Raw genomic sequence first — 15,319 nt, 5'->3', positions numbered from 1 at the left:
GAAGACCGCCCCCGTTCGGGCGTCGGGCGCAGCCGGTCGGCAGGGGCTCGCGCCCGAAGGTCGACTATTCTCCGATTCGAGCGGGTCCGCATTCGGCCTCGCCACAGCGTTGGAGGAGGTGGGTCCGGTCACTGGGACCGACGCAGGGACCGACGACGGCCAGGCGGCACAGGCAGCGGGAGGGGCGGAGGACGCCCGGCCCGCGCGGAGCGAGCGGTCCGCTCAGACGGAGACCGGGACCGAGCGGTCCGACGAGACGACCGCCGAGCGCAATGCCCGCTTCGAGCGGGACGCCCTCGGGTTCCTCGACCAGATGTACTCGGCGGCGCTGCGCATGACGCGCAACCCGGCCGACGCCGAGGATCTCGTACAGGAGACGTACGCCAAGGCGTACGGCTCCTTCCACCAGTTCCGCGAGGGCACCAACCTCAAGGCGTGGCTCTACCGGATCCTGACCAACACGTTCATCAACTCGTACCGCAAGAAGCAGCGCGAGCCCCAGCGCAGCGCCGCTGAGGAGATCGAGGACTGGCAGCTCGCGCGCGCCGAGTCCCACATGTCCACGGGGCTGCGCTCGGCGGAGTCGCAGGCGCTCGACCACCTGCCGGACTCCGATGTGAAGGCCGCGCTCCAGGCCATCCCCGAGGAGTTCCGGATCGCGGTCTACCTCGCCGACGTGGAGGGCTTTGCGTACAAGGAGATCGCGGACATCATGGGAACACCCATCGGGACCGTGATGTCCCGCCTGCACCGGGGGCGCCGCCAGCTGCGCGGGATGCTGGAGGACTACGCGCGGGAGCGCGGTCTCGTCCCGGCCGGAGCGGGGGAGTCGAACGAAGCGAAAGGCTCGGGCTCATGAGCTGCGGAGAGCCGCACGAGACGGACTGCTCAGAGGTGCTGGACCATCTCTATGAGTTTCTCGACCGCGAGATGCCCGACAGCGACTGCACCAAGTTCGAGGTGCACTTCGGCGAGTGCTCCCCGTGCCTGGAGAAGTACGGCCTGGAGCAGGCGGTGAAGAAGCTGGTCAAGCGGTGCTGCGGACACGACGACGTCCCCACCGACCTGCGCGCCAAGGTCATGGGCCGGATCGATCTGATCCGCTCCGGGGAGCCCGTGCCCGACCATGACGTCGCCGAGGTGCCGGGCCGCGACTGACGCGGACACCGGCCCACCGGGAGCCGCCGGAGACGGCCCGCCGCGCATATCACGGCGGGCCGTCTCCGTACGCATCCGCAGTCATACTTCTGTGTGAACCACGGCCGACCCGGCCGCCCCTCGTACCTCAACTCGCTAGCGTGACACGCGAGATGAGAAAAGAGGGCAGCGGAGTGAAATCCATACCGGCGGCGGCCCGCGCGTACATCCTGTGTGCCGTGCTCTGCACCGCCCTCGCCGTGCTCCCCGCCCTCCGCCGGGAGACCCCCGCCGCGTGCTGGGGCGCACTCGCCCTGCTGACGGCGCTCTACACCGCCTGTGAGCTGCCCGCCTGCCGCCGCAGACCCGGGGACCCGCTGCCGGCGGGCACCGGATCCTTCTTCCCGGTCCTGCTCGCCGCGGCCTTTCTGCTGCCCACCGCGCTCGCCCCGCTGGCCGCCGTCCCCGGCGCGCTGATCGGACGGGTGCCCCCGGGCGGCCCCGGTGTCCTCCGGCGGATCTGGCGCGCCGCCCAGCTCGCCCTCGCCACCTGGAGCGCCGCCGCCACCCACACCCTGGCCGGCGGAGTGCGCCCGCTCGGAGTCCCCGGCGAGCCGGGGCCGCACTTCCCGCATGCCCTGCTCCCCGCCGCGGCCGGCGCGCTGGTCTTCTGTCTGGTGCTCAACCTCCTCGAAGCGGGCATCCGCGCCACCGCAGAGCGGCGCCCCCTGCGCGCCTCCCGGCGCGGGCCGATGGTGCGCTCCCTGCTGCCCCAGCTCGTCCACGGACTCGCCGGACTGATGATGGCGGTGCTCTGGACCAGCCCGTACGGACCTGTCTCGGCCCTCTTCGTCCTGCTGCCGATGTACATCTCCGGCCGGCTCTTCGCCCAGTACCACCGCGAACGCGCCGCCCACCAGGCCACCATCCGGGCCCTCGTCCAGGCCGTCGACCTCAAGGACCGCTACACCCGGGGCCACAGCGAGCGCGTCGGGCATGCCTCGGTCCTGATCGCCCGCGAGCTGGACATGGACGAGGAGCGGATCGAGGTCATCCGCTTCGCCGGGATCCTCCACGACGTGGGGAAACTCGGCGTCCCGACCCGGGTACTGCGCAAGGAGGGGCCGCTGACCCCCGAGGAGCGGCGGGTGATCGAGCTCCACCCCGAGTACGGCCATGAGATCGTCCGCGGCATCGGCTTCCTCGGCGAGGCGCGGGCCGCCATCCTCCACCACCACGAACGCATGGACGGCACCGGCTACCCCCATGGCCTCGCCGGGGAACAGATTCCCGAATTCGCCCGGGTGGTCGCCGTCGCCGACGCCTTCGACGCCATGACCTCCACCCGCTCCTACTCCCGGGCCCGGCCCGTCCCGGTCGCGGTGGCCGAGCTGGAGCGGTGCGCGGGCAGTCAGTTCGACCCCCGGATGGTCCGCGCGCTCGTCCGGGCGCTGGACCGGTACGGCTGGGAGGCCGAGGTCACCTCCGGCGAGGCCCCGCCCCCGCGCGACCGGCTCCCCGCCGCATCCGCCGCCCCCGGCATCCCCGCCCAGGCGGACCGCCGGGTCGCCGGCCGCACGCCCGGCGGCACCGGATGAACCGGCGCCCGCCCCCGGGTCCGCAGGGCGTCCGCGGCGCGGGACCGGCCATTCTCCTCGTCCACACCGCCGCCGCCCTTCTGATCTGCGCCGCCCTCGGCACGGTGCTCGCCGGCGGCGTCCACGAGCCCGCGAACGCCCTCGCCTTCGGCGCCCTGATCGCGCTCGGCGAGACCGCCCGCCGGGGCGCCGCCGCCGGGGAGCGCGAGCCCGCGCCGCTGGGCGCCGCCGGAGCCCTCGCCTACGCCCTCCTCGGCGAGTGCGAGGGCCGCCCCACCAGCCACGGCGTGCTCCAGGTCATCGCCGTCGTCTTCCTCGGTGCCCTCGCCGGGGCCCTGCCTCATCTGGTGCGCCGCCAGGGCCCCGGGCTCGACCGGGTGGCCCGCCGGGTCCTCACCGCCACCTTCGCCGCCGTCTGCTTCCAGCCGCTCTACAACTCCGGCGCGCTCCACCACTGGGCCACCGGAGCCTGGTACGCGGTGGTCGTCCTCGTACTGCTCCTGCTCACCGCCCTCTGCGACGCGGTGCTCGCCGCGCTGATACTGCACGCCCGCACCGGATACCCCTACGGACACCTCCTGCGCGACGAGCTCCGCGCCCTCCTCGGGATCGGCTCGGCGATCTGCGCCAGCGGTGCGGTGATCGCGCTCGCCGTGGCGGTCGCGGGCCTGTGGGCGCTGCCCGTCTTCTGTGTGCCGCTGCTCCTCACCCAGCTCTCCTTCCGGCGGTACGAGGCCGTCCGCACCACCTACCGGCAGACCATCGCCTCCCTCGCCCGCTCCACCGAGATCGCCGGCCACACCCCACCGGGGCATGTCGCCCGGGTCGCCGAGCTGAGCTGTGCGGTCGGCCGCGAGATGGGCATGACCGGCGACGAGCTGACGGTGCTGGAGTACGCCGCGCTGATGCACGACATCGGCCAGCTCTCGCTCGTCGACCCGGTGCCGGACGGCGCCACCGCGCTGCTGCCGCCCGCGCAGCAGCGGCGGATCGCCCTGCTCGGCGGCGCGGTGGTGCGCCGGACCGGCGTACCGGCGGCGGTCGCCGTGGTGGTGGAGCGGCAGGCCGACCCGTACCGGGAGCAGCCGCTGCCCGCCCGGATCGTCCGTGCGGTCAACGCCTACGACGATCTCGCCGGCGGAAACGGCGCACCCGCGGGGAGTACGGGGCGGGCACTCGGGGCACTGGAGCAGCTGAGGCTCGGCACCGGGCACGCCTATCAGCCGGAGGTGGTCGAATCGCTCGCGCGAGTGCTGGCACGCCGCCCGGCCGGGAGCGGCGCCGCCGAGGACGCGGCCGGTGCCGGGGCGCTCGTACGGCTGCCCGCGGGCCGGACGGAATCCGGGCCGTGCGCGGCGCCCGGCGGCACCCGGGAGGGCGCCGGACCGCCGCCCGGCCCCGGCGGCGATTCCGGCAGGTGAATCCCCGGCCCCGGCCGGCCGGTGAACCGGCCGCGAACGGGGCCGCGGGCGGGTGCCCCGGGCCGTCGCGGAGGGGCTCCCCGCCCGGGGCCGGCCCGCCGGGTCCGGCCCCTCCTCCACCTGGGTAACCCATGGGTAATGAGCCAGCCTCCGACCCGGCATGGTTGGATGCGAAAGAGGACACACCACCAGCGTCAAGCAGACACACGAAGCGGTGTCGGAAAGACACACCAACAGCGTCCGGGTCACGAGCCCGAGCGACCGGCAGGCGGGATACGTGAGGATCTTCGGGAAGGTACGGCATCGGCCCTCCGCCTCGTGGCGGCAGGCCACGGACCGCGCGTTCACGCTGATCGGCGACGGCCGGTACGAGGACGCGGGCGCACTGCTCACCCGGGCGGCAGATCTTGAGCCCTGGCTCTCCGAGTCCTGGTTCAACCTGGCACTTCTCCATAAGTTCCGGCACGACTGGGAGCAGGCGAGGGCCGCCGGACTGCGGGCCGTGGCGCTGCTCGACAAGGAGACCGGGGCCCCGGACTGGTGGAATGTCGGCATCGCCGCCACCGCCCTCCAGGACTGGCCGCTGGCCCGCCGGGCATGGCAGGCGTACGGCCTCAAGGTGCCCGGGGTGCCCACCCGCGCGGGCGTCGGCGCGGGTGCCAACGGCGAACCGCTGGGCATGGATCTCGGCAGCGCCGCGGTCCGGCTCTCCCCCGAGGGAGAGGCCGAGGTCGTGTGGGGCCGGAGGCTCGATCCAGCACGTATCGAAGTGCTCTCGATCCCGCTGCCGTCCTCCGGGCGCCGCTGGGGCGAGGTCGTGCTCCACGACGGAGTGCCCAATGGCGAGCGGACCACCGCGGCCGGTCCCTCCTACCCCGTGTTCGACGAGATCGAGCTCTGGGCGCCCTCTCCCGTACCCACCTGGGTGGTGCTGCTCGAAGCCGCCGCCGAGGAGGACCGGGACGCGCTGGAGCGGCTTGCCTCGGACGCCGGGTTCGCCGCCGAGGACTGGTCGTCGTCGGTGCGGCTGCTCTGCCGTTCCTGTTCGGAGAGCCGGATGCCGAGCGCGGAGGGCGAGGGCGAGCACCTCGACCCGCACGATCACAGCGAACCGGGCCATCCGGGACCGCTCGGCCACCGCACCGCCGGTGAGCTGTGGTCCCCCGAGCGGGAATGCGGAATCGCCGCCCCCGCCGGTCTGGTGCGCGGACTGCTCGACGGCTGGGTCGCGGACAGTCCGGACACCCGTGAGTGGCGGGATCTCGAAGAAGTCTGCTGAGCTCTGCCCTTAGGCTGTACGGACACATACGCACACAGAGTGATCACCCACCATCACTCACTGGGATCTCCCGGGTACTGAGGAAGGCGTACGGCTGACATGGCGTCGCAGCAGGAGACCGACCAGCAGGTCAAGGCAACGGACCGGCAGGTCGATGAGGGTGTCGCCGTGGACGACGAGGGCTTCCTCGTGGACACGGAGGATTGCGAGGCCCGCGAGCTCGCCCACCGGGAGCGCGGCACCTCCCGCCCGATCACGGTGGTCGGGAATCCGGTCCTCCACAAGGAGTGCCGGGACGTCACCGAGTTCGGCGACGAGCTGGCGTCGCTGATCGACGACATGTTCGCCAGCCAGCGGACGGCGGAGGGCGTGGGCCTGGCCGCCAACCAGATCGGGGTGGACCTCAAGGTCTTCGTCTACGACTGCCCCGACGACGACGGCACGCGCCATGTCGGCTATGTCTGCAACCCGGTCCTCCAGGAGCTGCCGCCGGAGAAGCGGAATCTGGACGATTCCAATGAGGGCTGCCTCTCCGTCCCGACGGCGTACGCCGCTCTCGCCCGCCCCGACTACGCGGTGGTGCGCGGCCAGGACGCCAAGGGCAATCCGATCACCGTGCGCGGCAGCGGCTACTTCGCCCGCTGCCTCCAGCACGAGACGGACCATCTGTACGGCTACCTCTACATCGACCGGCTCTCCAAGCGGGACCGCAAGGACGCCCTGAAGCAGATGGCCGAGGGCACTCCGCGCTACCCCGTCGTCGCCAACGACTGACGCTCCGGCCCGCGGGCGGGCTCAGACGCGGCCCACCGCCGCGTCCTGGGTCCCCGCCCCGGCGAGCGGACCCCGGAAGGTGCGCCGATAGGCGTTCGGAGTGGTGCCGAGCGTCCGCAGGAAGTGGTGCCGCAGGGCCGCCGCCGTACCGAAACCGGAACGGCTCGCGATCGCGTCCACCGTCTCGTCCGTCGACTCCAGCAACTCCTGGGAGAGCAGCACCCGCTGGCGCAGCAGCCAGCGGTAGGGAGTCGTTCCCGTCTCCTGCTGGAAACGGCGGGCGAAGGTGCGCGGTGACATGTGCGCCCGCTCCGCGAGCCGGTCGACGGTGATCTCCCGGTCCAGATGCCGTTCCATCCAGGTCAGCACCTCGCCGACGGTGTCGCACCGGGTGCGCGGCAGGGGGCGTTCGATGTACTGCGCCTGGCCGCCGTCGCGGTGCGGCGGCACCACCATCCGCCGGGCGACGCAGTTGGCCACCTCGGGGCCGTGTTCCTGCCGCAGCAGATGGAGCGAGGCGTCGATGGCGGCGGCGGTGCCGGCCGAGGTGATGACCGGCCCCTCGTCCACGTACAGCACATCCGGATCGACGATCGCGCGCGGATACCGCTCGGCCAGGGCCCGGGTGTGCCGCCAGTGGGTGGTGCAGCGGCGGCCGTCGAGCAGCCCGGCGGCGCCCAGGACGAAGGCGCCGGTGCAGACGCTGAGCACTCGCGCGCCACGGTCGACGGCCCGGCGCAGCTCGGCCAGCAGCTCCTCGGGGTAGTCGCGGGTGGGGAAGGCGCCCCCGGTGGGCAGTGCGATGAGATCGGCGTCCGCGAGCCGGCCGAGGCCGTGCCGGGTGGTGATGTCGAAGCCGGCGTGGGTGCGCAGGACCGGACCGGCGGCGGAGACCACCGCGAAGTCGTAGACGGGCATCCCGTCGTCACTGCGGTCATGGCCGAACACCTCGCAGAGGACACCCAGTTCGAAGGGGTGGACGCCTTCGAGGAGGACGGCGGCGACATTTCTCAGCATGTGAGCAGTGTGGCAGTAATTCGACTTTCCCTGACAGTCCTGCCACTGATGTTTCCTCCCGCCGGGGACGACAGTGGACGGTATGAGCACCTTCCTCGCCCATCTCGCCGTCCTGTCCCTTCTTCTCCTTCTCCTCCTTCTTCCGTCGCTCGCCGGGCTGGCGCGGGACCGCCGGATCGACCGCGAGCTGCGGGCGGCGGAGCGGGGCACCGTCCCCGCCGCCCGGGCGCGGGCGGGCCGTTCCGGCCGTACGGCGCAGGCGGCCCCGGCCTGCCTGCGGCACGGCGTGGCCGGCGGGTGAACAGCGAGGAGCGCCGGGTCCGTCACACGGACCCGGCGCTCACTCATCGCTCCCGGAGGCGGATCAGAAGTCCTCTTCGAGGTCGACCGAACCCTCCACCGCCACCTGGTAGGCGGACGGACGGCGCTCGAAGAAGTTCGTCAGCTCCTGCACACCCTGGAGCTCCATGAAGGAGAACGGGTTCTCCGAGCCGTACACCGGAGCGAAGCCCAGCCGGGTCAGCCGCTGGTCGGCGGCGCACTGGAGGTACTCGCGCATCGACTCGGTGTTCATGCCCGGCAGACCGTCGCCGCACAGGTCGCGGCCGAACTGGAGCTCCGCCTCGACGGCTTCCTTCAGCATGTCGGTGACCTGCTGCTGGAGCTCGTCGTCGAAGAGGTCGGGCTCCTCCTTGCGGACCGTGTCCACGACCTCGAAGGCGAAGTTCATGTGCATGGTCTCGTCCCGGAACACCCAGTTGGTGCCGGTGGCCAGGCCGTGCAGCAGACCCCGGGACCGGAACCAGTACACATACGCGAAGGCGCCGTAGAAGAAGAGCCCCTCGATGCACGCGGCGAAGCAGATCAGATTCAGCACGAAACGGCGGCGGTCGGCGCGCGTCTCCAGCCGGTCCAGCTTCTCGACCGAGTCCATCCACTTGAAGCAGAACTGCGCCTTCTCGCGGATCGACGGAATGTTCTCCACCGCGGCGAAGGCCGCCGTGCGGTCCTCCGGGTCGGGCAGATAGGTGTCCAGCAGCGTCAGATAGAACTGGACGTGCACCGCCTCCTCGAAGAGCTGCCGGCTCAGATAGAGCCGCGCCTCGGGGGAGTTGATGTGCTTGTAGAGGGTCAGCACCAGGTTGTTGGCCACGATCGAGTCACCGGTGGCGAAGAAGGCCACCAGCCGGCCGATCAGATGCTGCTCCTCCGGCGTCATCTTCGCCAGGTCGGTGACGTCGGAGTGGAGGTCGACCTCCTCCACCGTCCAGGTGTTCTTGATCGCGTCGCGGTACCGCTCGTAGAAGTCCGGGTACCGCATCGGGCGCAGGGTGAGCTCGAAGCCCGGGTCGAGGAGATTCTTCTGGGAATCGGACATTACTGGCAGGCCTCGCAGGACTCGGGGTTCTCAAGGGAGCAGGCGACCGCGTCCTCCGGGGTGGCCTGCGCCGGCACGGGCACGGCGGCCGGAGCGGTGCCGGACGCCGCGCGGGCGATCCGGGTCGCCGGGCGGGAGCGCAGGTAGTACGTGGTCTTCAGCCCCTGCTTCCACGCGTACGCGTACATCGAGCTGAGCTTGCCGATGGTCGGCGTCTCCAGGAAGAGATTGAGCGACTGCGACTGGTCCAGGTACGGGGTCCTGGCCGCCGCCATGTCGATCAGACCGCGCTGCGGGATCTCCCACGCCGTGCGGTAGAGCTCGCGCACATCGGCGGGAACCCAGGTGAAGCCCTGGATCGAGCCGCTGGCGTCGCGCAGCGCCTCACGGGTCTGGGCGTCCCAGACACCGAGCCTCTTCAACTCGGCCACCAGGTAGGAGTTGACCTGGAGGAATTCGCCGGAGAGGGTCTCGCGCTTGAAGAGGTTGGAGACCTGCGGCTCGATGCACTCGTACACGCCCGCGATGGAGGCGATGGTCGCGGTCGGGGCGATGGCGAGGAGCAGCGAATTGCGCATCCCGGTGGCGGCGACCCGCTCGCGCAGCGCGGCCCAGCGCTCCGGCCAGGCCGACTCGACGCCGTAGTGGTCGGGGTGGAACACCCCGCGCGCGGTCCGGGTCTTCTCCCAGGCGGGGAGCGGGCCGTGGCGCTCGGCGAGATCGGCGGACGCCTCATAGGCGGCGAGCATGATGCGCTCGGCGATCCGGGTGGAGAGCGCGCGGGCCGCGGGGGAGTCGAAGGGCAGCTTCAGCTGGAAGAAGACGTCCTGGAGACCCATCGCGCCGAGGCCCACCGGGCGCCAGCGGTTGTTGGAGCGGTCCGCCTGCTCGGTCGGGTAGAAGTTGATGTCGACCACACGGTCGAGGAAGGTCACGGCGGTGCGGACGGTGGCGTCCAGCCGCTCCCAGTCGATCCCCGGACCGCCGTCGTCGGTGCCCTCGGCCACCACGAAGGCGCCGAGGTTGACCGAGCCGAGGTTGCAGACGGCGGTCTCGCCGTCGTCGGTGACCTCCAGGATCTCGGTGCAGAGATTCGAGGAGTGCACGGTGTGGCCGGGCTCGGCGGTCTGGTTGGCGGTGCGGTTGGAGGCGTCCTTGAAGGTCATCCAGCCGTTGCCGGTCTGCGCGAGGGTGCGCATCATCCGGCCGTACAGGTCCCGCGCCGACATGGTCTTGCGGGCCAGGCCGCGGGCCTCGGCGCCGCGGTAGGCGGCGTCGAACTCGTCGCCCCACAGATCCACCAGCTCGGGCACGTCGGCGGGGGAGAAGAGCGACCACTGGCCGTCCGACTCGACCCGGCGCATGAACTCGTCCGGCACCCAGTGGGCGAGGTTGAGGTTGTGGGTGCGCCGGGCGTCCTCACCGGTGTTGTCGCGGAGCTCCAGGAACTCCTCGATGTCCGCGTGCCAGGTCTCCAGATAGACGGCGGCGGCACCCTTGCGCCGGCCGCCCTGGTTCACGGCGGCGACCGAGGCGTCCAGGGTCTTGAGGAACGGCACGATGCCGTTGGAGTGCCCGTTGGTGCCGCGGATCAGGGAACCGCGGGCGCGGATGCGGGAGTACGAGAGGCCGATGCCGCCCGCGTGCTTGGAGAGCCGCGCGACCTGGTGGTACCGGTCGTAGATGGAGTCCAGCTCGTCCAGCGGGGAGTCCAGCAGATAGCAGGAGGACATCTGCGGGTGGCGGGTGCCGGAGTTGAAGAGCGTGGGCGACGAGGGCAGGTAGTCCAGCCGGCTCATCAGCCCGTAGAGCGCCGCGACCTCGTCCAGGGCGCGCACGGAGTCGTCCTCGGCCAGTCCGCAGGCGACCCGCAGCATGAAGTACTGGGGGGTCTCGATCACCTGGCGGGTGATCGGGTGCCGGAGCAGGTAGCGGCTGTAGAGGGTGCGCAGGCCGAAGTAGCCGAAGCGGTCGTCGGCCGCGCGGTCGATCAGCTCGTCCAGCCGGGCCGCGTGGAGGGTGACGAACTCGGCGGTGCGGTCGGCGATCAGCCCCTCCGCGTGGCCCACGGCGACCGAGGCCGAGAAGGAGACCGAGCCCTGCGAGGCGGCCTCGTCGGCGATGGTGCGGGTGAGGAGCCTCGCCGCCAGCCGGGAGTACGCGGGGTCCTCGGAGATGAGGCCCGCGGCGGCGTCGGTGGCGAGTCCGCGGAGCTCGGCCGCGTCCGATCCGGAGTTGCGGCCGCGGAGCGCGGCGGCGGCGACTCGGCCGGGGTCGGTGTCGGGCAGATCGGCGGTGAGGTCGGTCAGGGTCCGCAGCAGTGCGGTCCCGGGTCCGTCCCCGTTCTGCTCGGCAACCTGTCCGGCAACCTGCCCCGGCACCTGCCCGGACGCCTTCACGGCGATACCCGAGGTCTGATCGATGCCTGAAGCCGGATCGGCTGGCGCGATGGTCACGTGGTGCTCTCCCTCGCTCGGCTCACGGGCTCGTGGGCAGGGGGCAACGCCGTGCCTTGTGCCACCCGCGAGGGGTGACAGTTCGGTACGGCGACCACCGGCCCAACCACGAGGCCCGGACGTCTCGGCACCCGGGTCGGGTCGAACCGGGTGCGCTGTCGGCAGACGCTCGGACTTGTGGGTACGACAAAGCGCACCAGTTCACACCGTTGCGGGACAGTTCCGGATTCCCACCGGATTCCTCTGCGGCGACAGCGAGATGAGCATACATGTGGGGGCGCGGGTCGGAGGTACCCACCAGATGTTGTGTCGCGGCGGTGTCGGGTCTCCTACGGATCGTGACGCCCGGCGGCTCTTGGCGGACGCTTTCGGACCGCTTGGAGGGCCGGTGCGGACCGTCTCCGCGACCATCCGGGAGCACTTCGGGCCCGATCCCGGACAGGGGCCGTGCGGGGCCCTGGGGGCCGCGCGGCGCGGCTCGGCCCGGACGGAATCGCGTACCGCCGGCGATGCCCCGGGCGGCTCGCGGAGTGTCCGGCGGCGACGCCCCGAGGCCGCCGGCGGATCTCCGCCCGACGCGCTCCGTGCCGCTCACGGAGAGTCCGCCGGCGGCCCGGATCGCGCCCGCCCGCCCGGTCCCCGAAACGCGGCGCGCCCCCTCCGGCGGGAGGGGGCGCGGCGGGCCGATCAGGGGTCTCGTCCCGGATTGGTCCAGTTGTTCGGAGGGGCAGTGGTTCAGCCCACCGGACGCTTCAGACGGGCCACGAATTTGTACCTGTCACCCCGGTAGACGGAGCGCACCCATTCCACCGGTTCGCCCCCTCCGTCCAGTGAGTGACGGGAGAGCATCAGCATCGGCAGACCCACATCCGTACCCAGCAGACCGGCCTCCCGGGGGGTCGCGAGCGAGGTCTCGATCGTCTCCTCCGCCTCCGCGAGATGGACGTCGTAGACCTCGGCCAGGGCCGTGTAGAGCGAGGTGTACTTCACCAGGCTCCGCCGCAGCGCGGGAAAGCGTTTGGCCGAAAGGTGTGTGGTCTCTATCGCCATCGGCTCACCGCTCGCGAGCCGCAGCCGCTCGATCCGCAGCACCCGCCCGCCGGTGGTGATGTCCAGCAGTCCGGCCAGCGTGTCATCGGCGGTCACATAGCCGATGTCCAGCAGCTGTGAGGTGGGTTCGAGCCCCTGGGCCTTCATGTCCTCGGTGTATGAGGTGAGTTGAAGTGCCTGGGAGACCTTCGGCTTCGCCACGAAGGTGCCCTTGCCCTGAATGCGTTCGAGCCGGCCCTCGACCACGAGCTCCTGGAGAGCCTGCCGGACAGTGGTCCGCGAGGTATCGAATTCGGCCGCCAGTGTGCGTTCGGGCGGCACGGGCGTCCCGGGCGGCATAGTCTCTGTCATGTCCAGAAGATGGCGCTTGAGCCGGTAGTACTTGGGCACTCGTGCGGTGCGGGTCGCAGGCCCGCCCTCCACTTCCGTCCCCACCCCGTCCGTGCTCATCGTCCGCCTTCCCGACTCCTGCGCTGCTGCCGTCACCGGCTCCTCCGTCTGTCGCGGCTCACATGGTGGCACGGTCCGGTCACGGGTCGTCGCCCTCCCTCAGGTGTCGGTCCTATAACGGACGCGACTGCCCTTCTTATACACCCTTGACACCCCTAAAGGTCTAGGCCAAGCTCCGGGTACTGGTCTAAACCATTAAAGACCAGGTCCCAGCCCCACGGGCAGATCTGAAACGCTGTCTCTGCGTGTTGTGCGACTCCCGGGCGGTGGGGGGAAATCTTGCATCCCTGAGGAGGGTGGCGTGAAGCGTAAGCTCATAGCTGCGGCAGGTGTTGTGGCGATGATGGCTTCGGTCGCTGCGTGCGGTTCGGACAGCGACACCGAGAGCAAAAAAGCGCCCAAGGACCGTAAGGGTCAGCTGACCGTCTGGCTGATGGTCGACGCGCAGAACAACTGGGCCGAGGTCGTCAAGGCGGCCAACGAGGACTTCAACAAGAAGTACCCGGGTGTCAAGGTCAACGTCCAGTACCAGCAGTGGGGCGACAAGACCAAGAAGCTGGACGCCGCCCTCTCCGGTGACAAGTTCCCGGACGTGGTCGAGCTCGGCAACACCGAGACGATGACGTACATCCTCAACGACGCCCTCGGTGAGGTCGACGCTGCGAAGTACGACAACTCGGACACCTGGATCAAGGGTCTGAAGGACACCTGCTCCTTCGAGGGCAAGCTCTACTGTGTGCCGTACTACGCCGGTGCGCGAGTGGCGATCTACAACAAGGACATGTTCAAGGCCGGCACGGGCGCCGACACGCTGCCCGGCACCGAGGCCGAGCTGACCGCCGCGCTCGACAAGATCGGCAAGAAGTACGGCAAGGACAAGGCGTACTCCCCGCTCTACCTGCCGGGTCGTTACTGGTACGCGGCGATGTCCTACGTCGCGGCGTACGGCGGCCAGATCGCCAAGTACGACGAGGGCGCGAAGAAGTGGGAGTCGCAGCTCTCCACCCCCGAGGCCCAGAAGGGCATCGAGCACTTCATCAACCTTGTCGGCAAGTACAACAACGGCGACAAGACCAAGGACGAGCAGGACCACGCCAACGTGATGGCCAATGAGAAGACCGCTCTTCTCTACGGCAACGGCTGGGAGGCCGGCAGCGTCGTCGACCCGACCGGCAACGGCAACGCGAAGCTGAAGGACAAGATCCTCGTCGCGGGTATGCCCGGCCCCGAGGGCAAGGCCCTGCCCTCCTTCATCGGCGGCTCGGACCTCGCCACCATCTCGAAGTCCAAGCAGCAGGACCTCGGCCAGGAGTGGATCGCCACCTTCACGAACGAGAAGCACCAGGCTTCCCTCGTCGCGAAGGACATCCTGCCGAACAACACCAAGCAGCTCGAGCCGCTGAAGGCGAACCCCAAGACGGCTCCGACGGCCAACGCCGTCGAGGACGCCTGGTTCACCCCGATCGCCCCCGGCTGGGCCGCGATCGAGAAGAAGGAAGTCCTGGAGCTCATGCTCCTCGACATCATCAAGGGCAAGTCCGTCGCCGAGGCCACCAAGGCGGCCGACGAGGAGATCAACAAGCTGATCAACGAGGCCGGGGCCTGACCTTCACAGGTCTCCTGACCCTCTGATCTTCCCGCGGGGGGTGCGCGGGCCGGCGCTGATGCGCGGGCCCGCCACCCCCCGCCCCTCTGGTGAAACGTCCGAACGGAAGGCCACGCTCCCATGAGTGCCGCCGACATGCTGCAGACCCCCGGGGGGCCCGACCCCCAAGCCTCCGACTCGGCGGCGTCCGACAAGAGACGCCCCGAAGTGCATGAACCCAAGACACCGGGGGGAGTCGGACCCCGCGGACGCAAGCGCGGCGCGCTCCTGCCCTACCTCCTGATCGGCCCGACGGTCATCGCCATCGCGGCCGTCTTCGTCTGGCCGCTGATCCGGACGACGATCATGTCCTTCCAGGACGTGGGCCGCAAGGAACTGTGGACAGGCGAGGCCCCGCCGTGGGTGGGCCTGGAGCAGTTCACCAACGTCTTCGGTGACTCGGCCTTCTGGGACTCGGTCGTTCTGACCATCGTCTTCATGGCCGCCTGTGTGATCACCACGCTCGTCTTCGGCCTCGCCATCGCGCTCATGATGCAGCGCATGTCGACGTGGGCCCGGCTGATCGTGACCGCCGTGCTCATCGCCGCCTGGTCCATCCCGCTGATGGTCGCCGCGTCGATCTTCCGGTGGTTCTCCGACTCCGACTACGGCGTCGTCAACATGGTCCTGACCAAGTACCTGGGTCTCGACTTCCAGGGCCACAACTGGTGGCTCGACTACAAGCAGGGCTTCGTCATCATCGGCGCGGTCGTCGTCTGGGGTGCCATCCCCTTCGTCGCGATCACCCTGTACGCCGCCCTCACGCAGGTCCCCAAGGAGCTGGAGGAGGCCGCGTCGATCGACGGTGTCAACGCCTTCGGTCAGTTCCGCTATGTCACCTTCCCGGTGATCAAGCCCGTCTTCCAGATGGTCGCCACCCTGTCGGTGATCTGGGACTTCAATGTCCTCGGCCAGGTATGGCTGATGCGCGGCACCAAGCCCGAGCCCGAGTACGAGGTGCTCGGCCTCTACGCCTTCAACAAGGCGTTCGAGTCCAACTCCTTCAGCCAGGGCGCGGCGGTCTCCCTGATCACCGTGCTTCTGCTGTCCGGTGTCGCCGTGTACTACCTGCGCCAGCTGCTCAAGATCGGAGAGGTCGAGTGAGCACCACCGC

Annotated in this window: 13 protein-coding genes and 1 riboswitch; of the genes, 9 read left to right on the top strand and 4 right to left on the bottom strand. The window is 70.3% G+C overall.

Annotated features, from left to right (window positions below):
• The first annotated feature begins 118 nt into the window (after positions 1 to 118).
• From AAFN69_RS18580 to def, 6 genes are all read left to right on the top strand, one after another.
• On the top strand, positions 119 to 859 hold the full coding sequence (locus AAFN69_RS18580) for a sigma-70 family RNA polymerase sigma factor (RefSeq protein ID WP_347729672.1): 741 nt from the start codon (positions 119 to 121) through the stop codon (positions 857 to 859).
• Entirely contained in the window at positions 856 to 1,158 is a 303-nt protein-coding gene (rsrA, locus tag AAFN69_RS18575) for a mycothiol system anti-sigma-R factor (RefSeq protein ID WP_347729671.1), read from the top strand. Before AAFN69_RS18580 ends, rsrA begins: the two co-directional genes overlap by 4 nt.
• A 173-nt stretch (positions 1,159 to 1,331) precedes the next feature.
• Positions 1,332 to 2,735: an HD-GYP domain-containing protein gene (locus tag AAFN69_RS18570; protein WP_347729670.1), complete on the top strand. Its 1,404-nt coding sequence runs from the start codon at positions 1,332 to 1,334 to the stop codon at positions 2,733 to 2,735.
• Positions 2,732 to 4,156, top strand: coding sequence for a metal-dependent phosphohydrolase (locus tag AAFN69_RS18565; RefSeq protein ID WP_347729669.1), 1,425 nt, complete (start codon positions 2,732 to 2,734; stop codon positions 4,154 to 4,156). Before AAFN69_RS18570 ends, AAFN69_RS18565 begins: the two co-directional genes overlap by 4 nt.
• A 277-nt stretch (positions 4,157 to 4,433) precedes the next feature.
• Positions 4,434 to 5,435 (top strand): hypothetical protein, encoded by a 1,002-nt coding sequence (locus AAFN69_RS18560; protein WP_347729908.1) that lies wholly within the window; start codon positions 4,434 to 4,436, stop codon positions 5,433 to 5,435.
• Between the two features lie 99 nt (positions 5,436 to 5,534).
• Complete coding sequence (def, locus tag AAFN69_RS18555) at positions 5,535 to 6,209, top strand: peptide deformylase (RefSeq protein WP_347729668.1); 675 nt, start codon at positions 5,535 to 5,537, stop codon at positions 6,207 to 6,209.
• A gap of 21 nt (positions 6,210 to 6,230) precedes the next feature.
• Here the strand turns inward: def and AAFN69_RS18550 are convergent, their stop codons facing one another.
• A complete protein-coding gene (locus AAFN69_RS18550) occupies positions 6,231 to 7,226 on the bottom strand; it encodes a helix-turn-helix domain-containing protein (RefSeq protein WP_347729667.1) in 996 nt (331 codons plus the stop codon).
• 82 nt (positions 7,227 to 7,308) lie between these two features.
• Between AAFN69_RS18550 and AAFN69_RS18545 the strand changes: the two genes are divergently transcribed.
• A complete protein-coding gene (locus tag AAFN69_RS18545; RefSeq protein WP_347729666.1) occupies positions 7,309 to 7,527 on the top strand; it encodes a hypothetical protein in 219 nt (72 codons plus the stop codon).
• A 63-nt stretch (positions 7,528 to 7,590) separates the two neighbouring features.
• Here the strand turns inward: AAFN69_RS18545 and AAFN69_RS18540 are convergent, their stop codons facing one another.
• The 3 genes from AAFN69_RS18540 to AAFN69_RS18530 all read right to left on the bottom strand — a co-directional run bounded on the left by AAFN69_RS18540 (position 7,591) and on the right by AAFN69_RS18530 (position 12,560).
• Positions 7,591 to 8,604, bottom strand: a complete 1,014-nt coding sequence (locus AAFN69_RS18540) for a ribonucleotide-diphosphate reductase subunit beta (protein ID WP_347729665.1) — start codon at positions 8,602 to 8,604, stop codon at positions 7,591 to 7,593.
• Entirely contained in the window at positions 8,604 to 10,985 is a 2,382-nt protein-coding gene (locus AAFN69_RS18535; RefSeq protein ID WP_347729907.1) for a ribonucleoside-diphosphate reductase subunit alpha, read from the bottom strand. Before AAFN69_RS18535 ends, AAFN69_RS18540 begins: the two co-directional genes overlap by 1 nt.
• Positions 10,986 to 11,229: 244 nt before the next feature.
• Positions 11,230 to 11,298, bottom strand: a riboswitch (cobalamin riboswitch).
• Positions 11,299 to 11,795: 497 nt separating this feature from the next.
• Positions 11,796 to 12,560, bottom strand: coding sequence for a GntR family transcriptional regulator (locus AAFN69_RS18530; RefSeq protein ID WP_347729906.1), 765 nt, complete (start codon positions 12,558 to 12,560; stop codon positions 11,796 to 11,798).
• A gap of 301 nt (positions 12,561 to 12,861) precedes the next feature.
• Here AAFN69_RS18530 and AAFN69_RS18525 point away from each other — a divergent pair, with 301 nt between their 5' ends.
• Both AAFN69_RS18525 and AAFN69_RS18520 read left to right on the top strand, forming a co-directional pair.
• Positions 12,862 to 14,166 carry an extracellular solute-binding protein gene (locus AAFN69_RS18525; RefSeq protein ID WP_347729664.1) on the top strand — a complete coding sequence of 435 codons (1,305 nt, stop codon included), beginning with the start codon at positions 12,862 to 12,864 and terminating at the stop codon, positions 14,164 to 14,166.
• 120 nt (positions 14,167 to 14,286) lie between these two features.
• The gene (locus AAFN69_RS18520) at positions 14,287 to 15,309 is read left to right on the top strand and encodes a sugar ABC transporter permease (RefSeq protein ID WP_347729663.1); all 1,023 of its coding nucleotides are present in this window, start codon (positions 14,287 to 14,289) and stop codon (positions 15,307 to 15,309) included.
• The last annotated feature ends 10 nt before the right edge of the window (positions 15,310 to 15,319 follow it).

The sequence above is a fragment of the Streptomyces sp. CAU 1734 genome (assembly GCF_039888735.1).
Classification (GTDB): domain Bacteria; phylum Actinomycetota; class Actinomycetes; order Streptomycetales; family Streptomycetaceae; genus Streptomyces.
The sequence above is the reverse complement of the archived record's forward strand: the minus strand, read 5'-3'. Positions and strand labels throughout refer to the sequence as shown.

What these genes read in the sequence shown, in the direction of transcription:
- rsrA (WP_347729671.1), top strand. Translation starts at nt 856, where the DNA reads ATGAGCTGCGGAGAGCCGCACGAGACGGACTGCTCAGAGGTGCTGGAC.
- AAFN69_RS18565 (WP_347729669.1), top strand. Translation starts at nt 2,732, where the DNA reads ATGAACCGGCGCCCGCCCCCGGGTCCGCAGGGCGTCCGCGGCGCGGGA.
- def (WP_347729668.1), top strand. Translation starts at nt 5,535, where the DNA reads ATGGCGTCGCAGCAGGAGACCGACCAGCAGGTCAAGGCAACGGACCGG.
- AAFN69_RS18550 (WP_347729667.1), bottom strand. Translation starts at nt 7,226, where the DNA reads ATGCTGAGAAATGTCGCCGCCGTCCTCCTCGAAGGCGTCCACCCCTTC.
- AAFN69_RS18545 (WP_347729666.1), top strand. Translation starts at nt 7,309, where the DNA reads ATGAGCACCTTCCTCGCCCATCTCGCCGTCCTGTCCCTTCTTCTCCTT.
- AAFN69_RS18540 (WP_347729665.1), bottom strand. Translation starts at nt 8,604, where the DNA reads ATGTCCGATTCCCAGAAGAATCTCCTCGACCCGGGCTTCGAGCTCACC.
- AAFN69_RS18530 (WP_347729906.1), bottom strand. Translation starts at nt 12,560, where the DNA reads ATGAGCACGGACGGGGTGGGGACGGAAGTGGAGGGCGGGCCTGCGACC.
- AAFN69_RS18520 (WP_347729663.1), top strand. Translation starts at nt 14,287, where the DNA reads ATGAGTGCCGCCGACATGCTGCAGACCCCCGGGGGGCCCGACCCCCAA.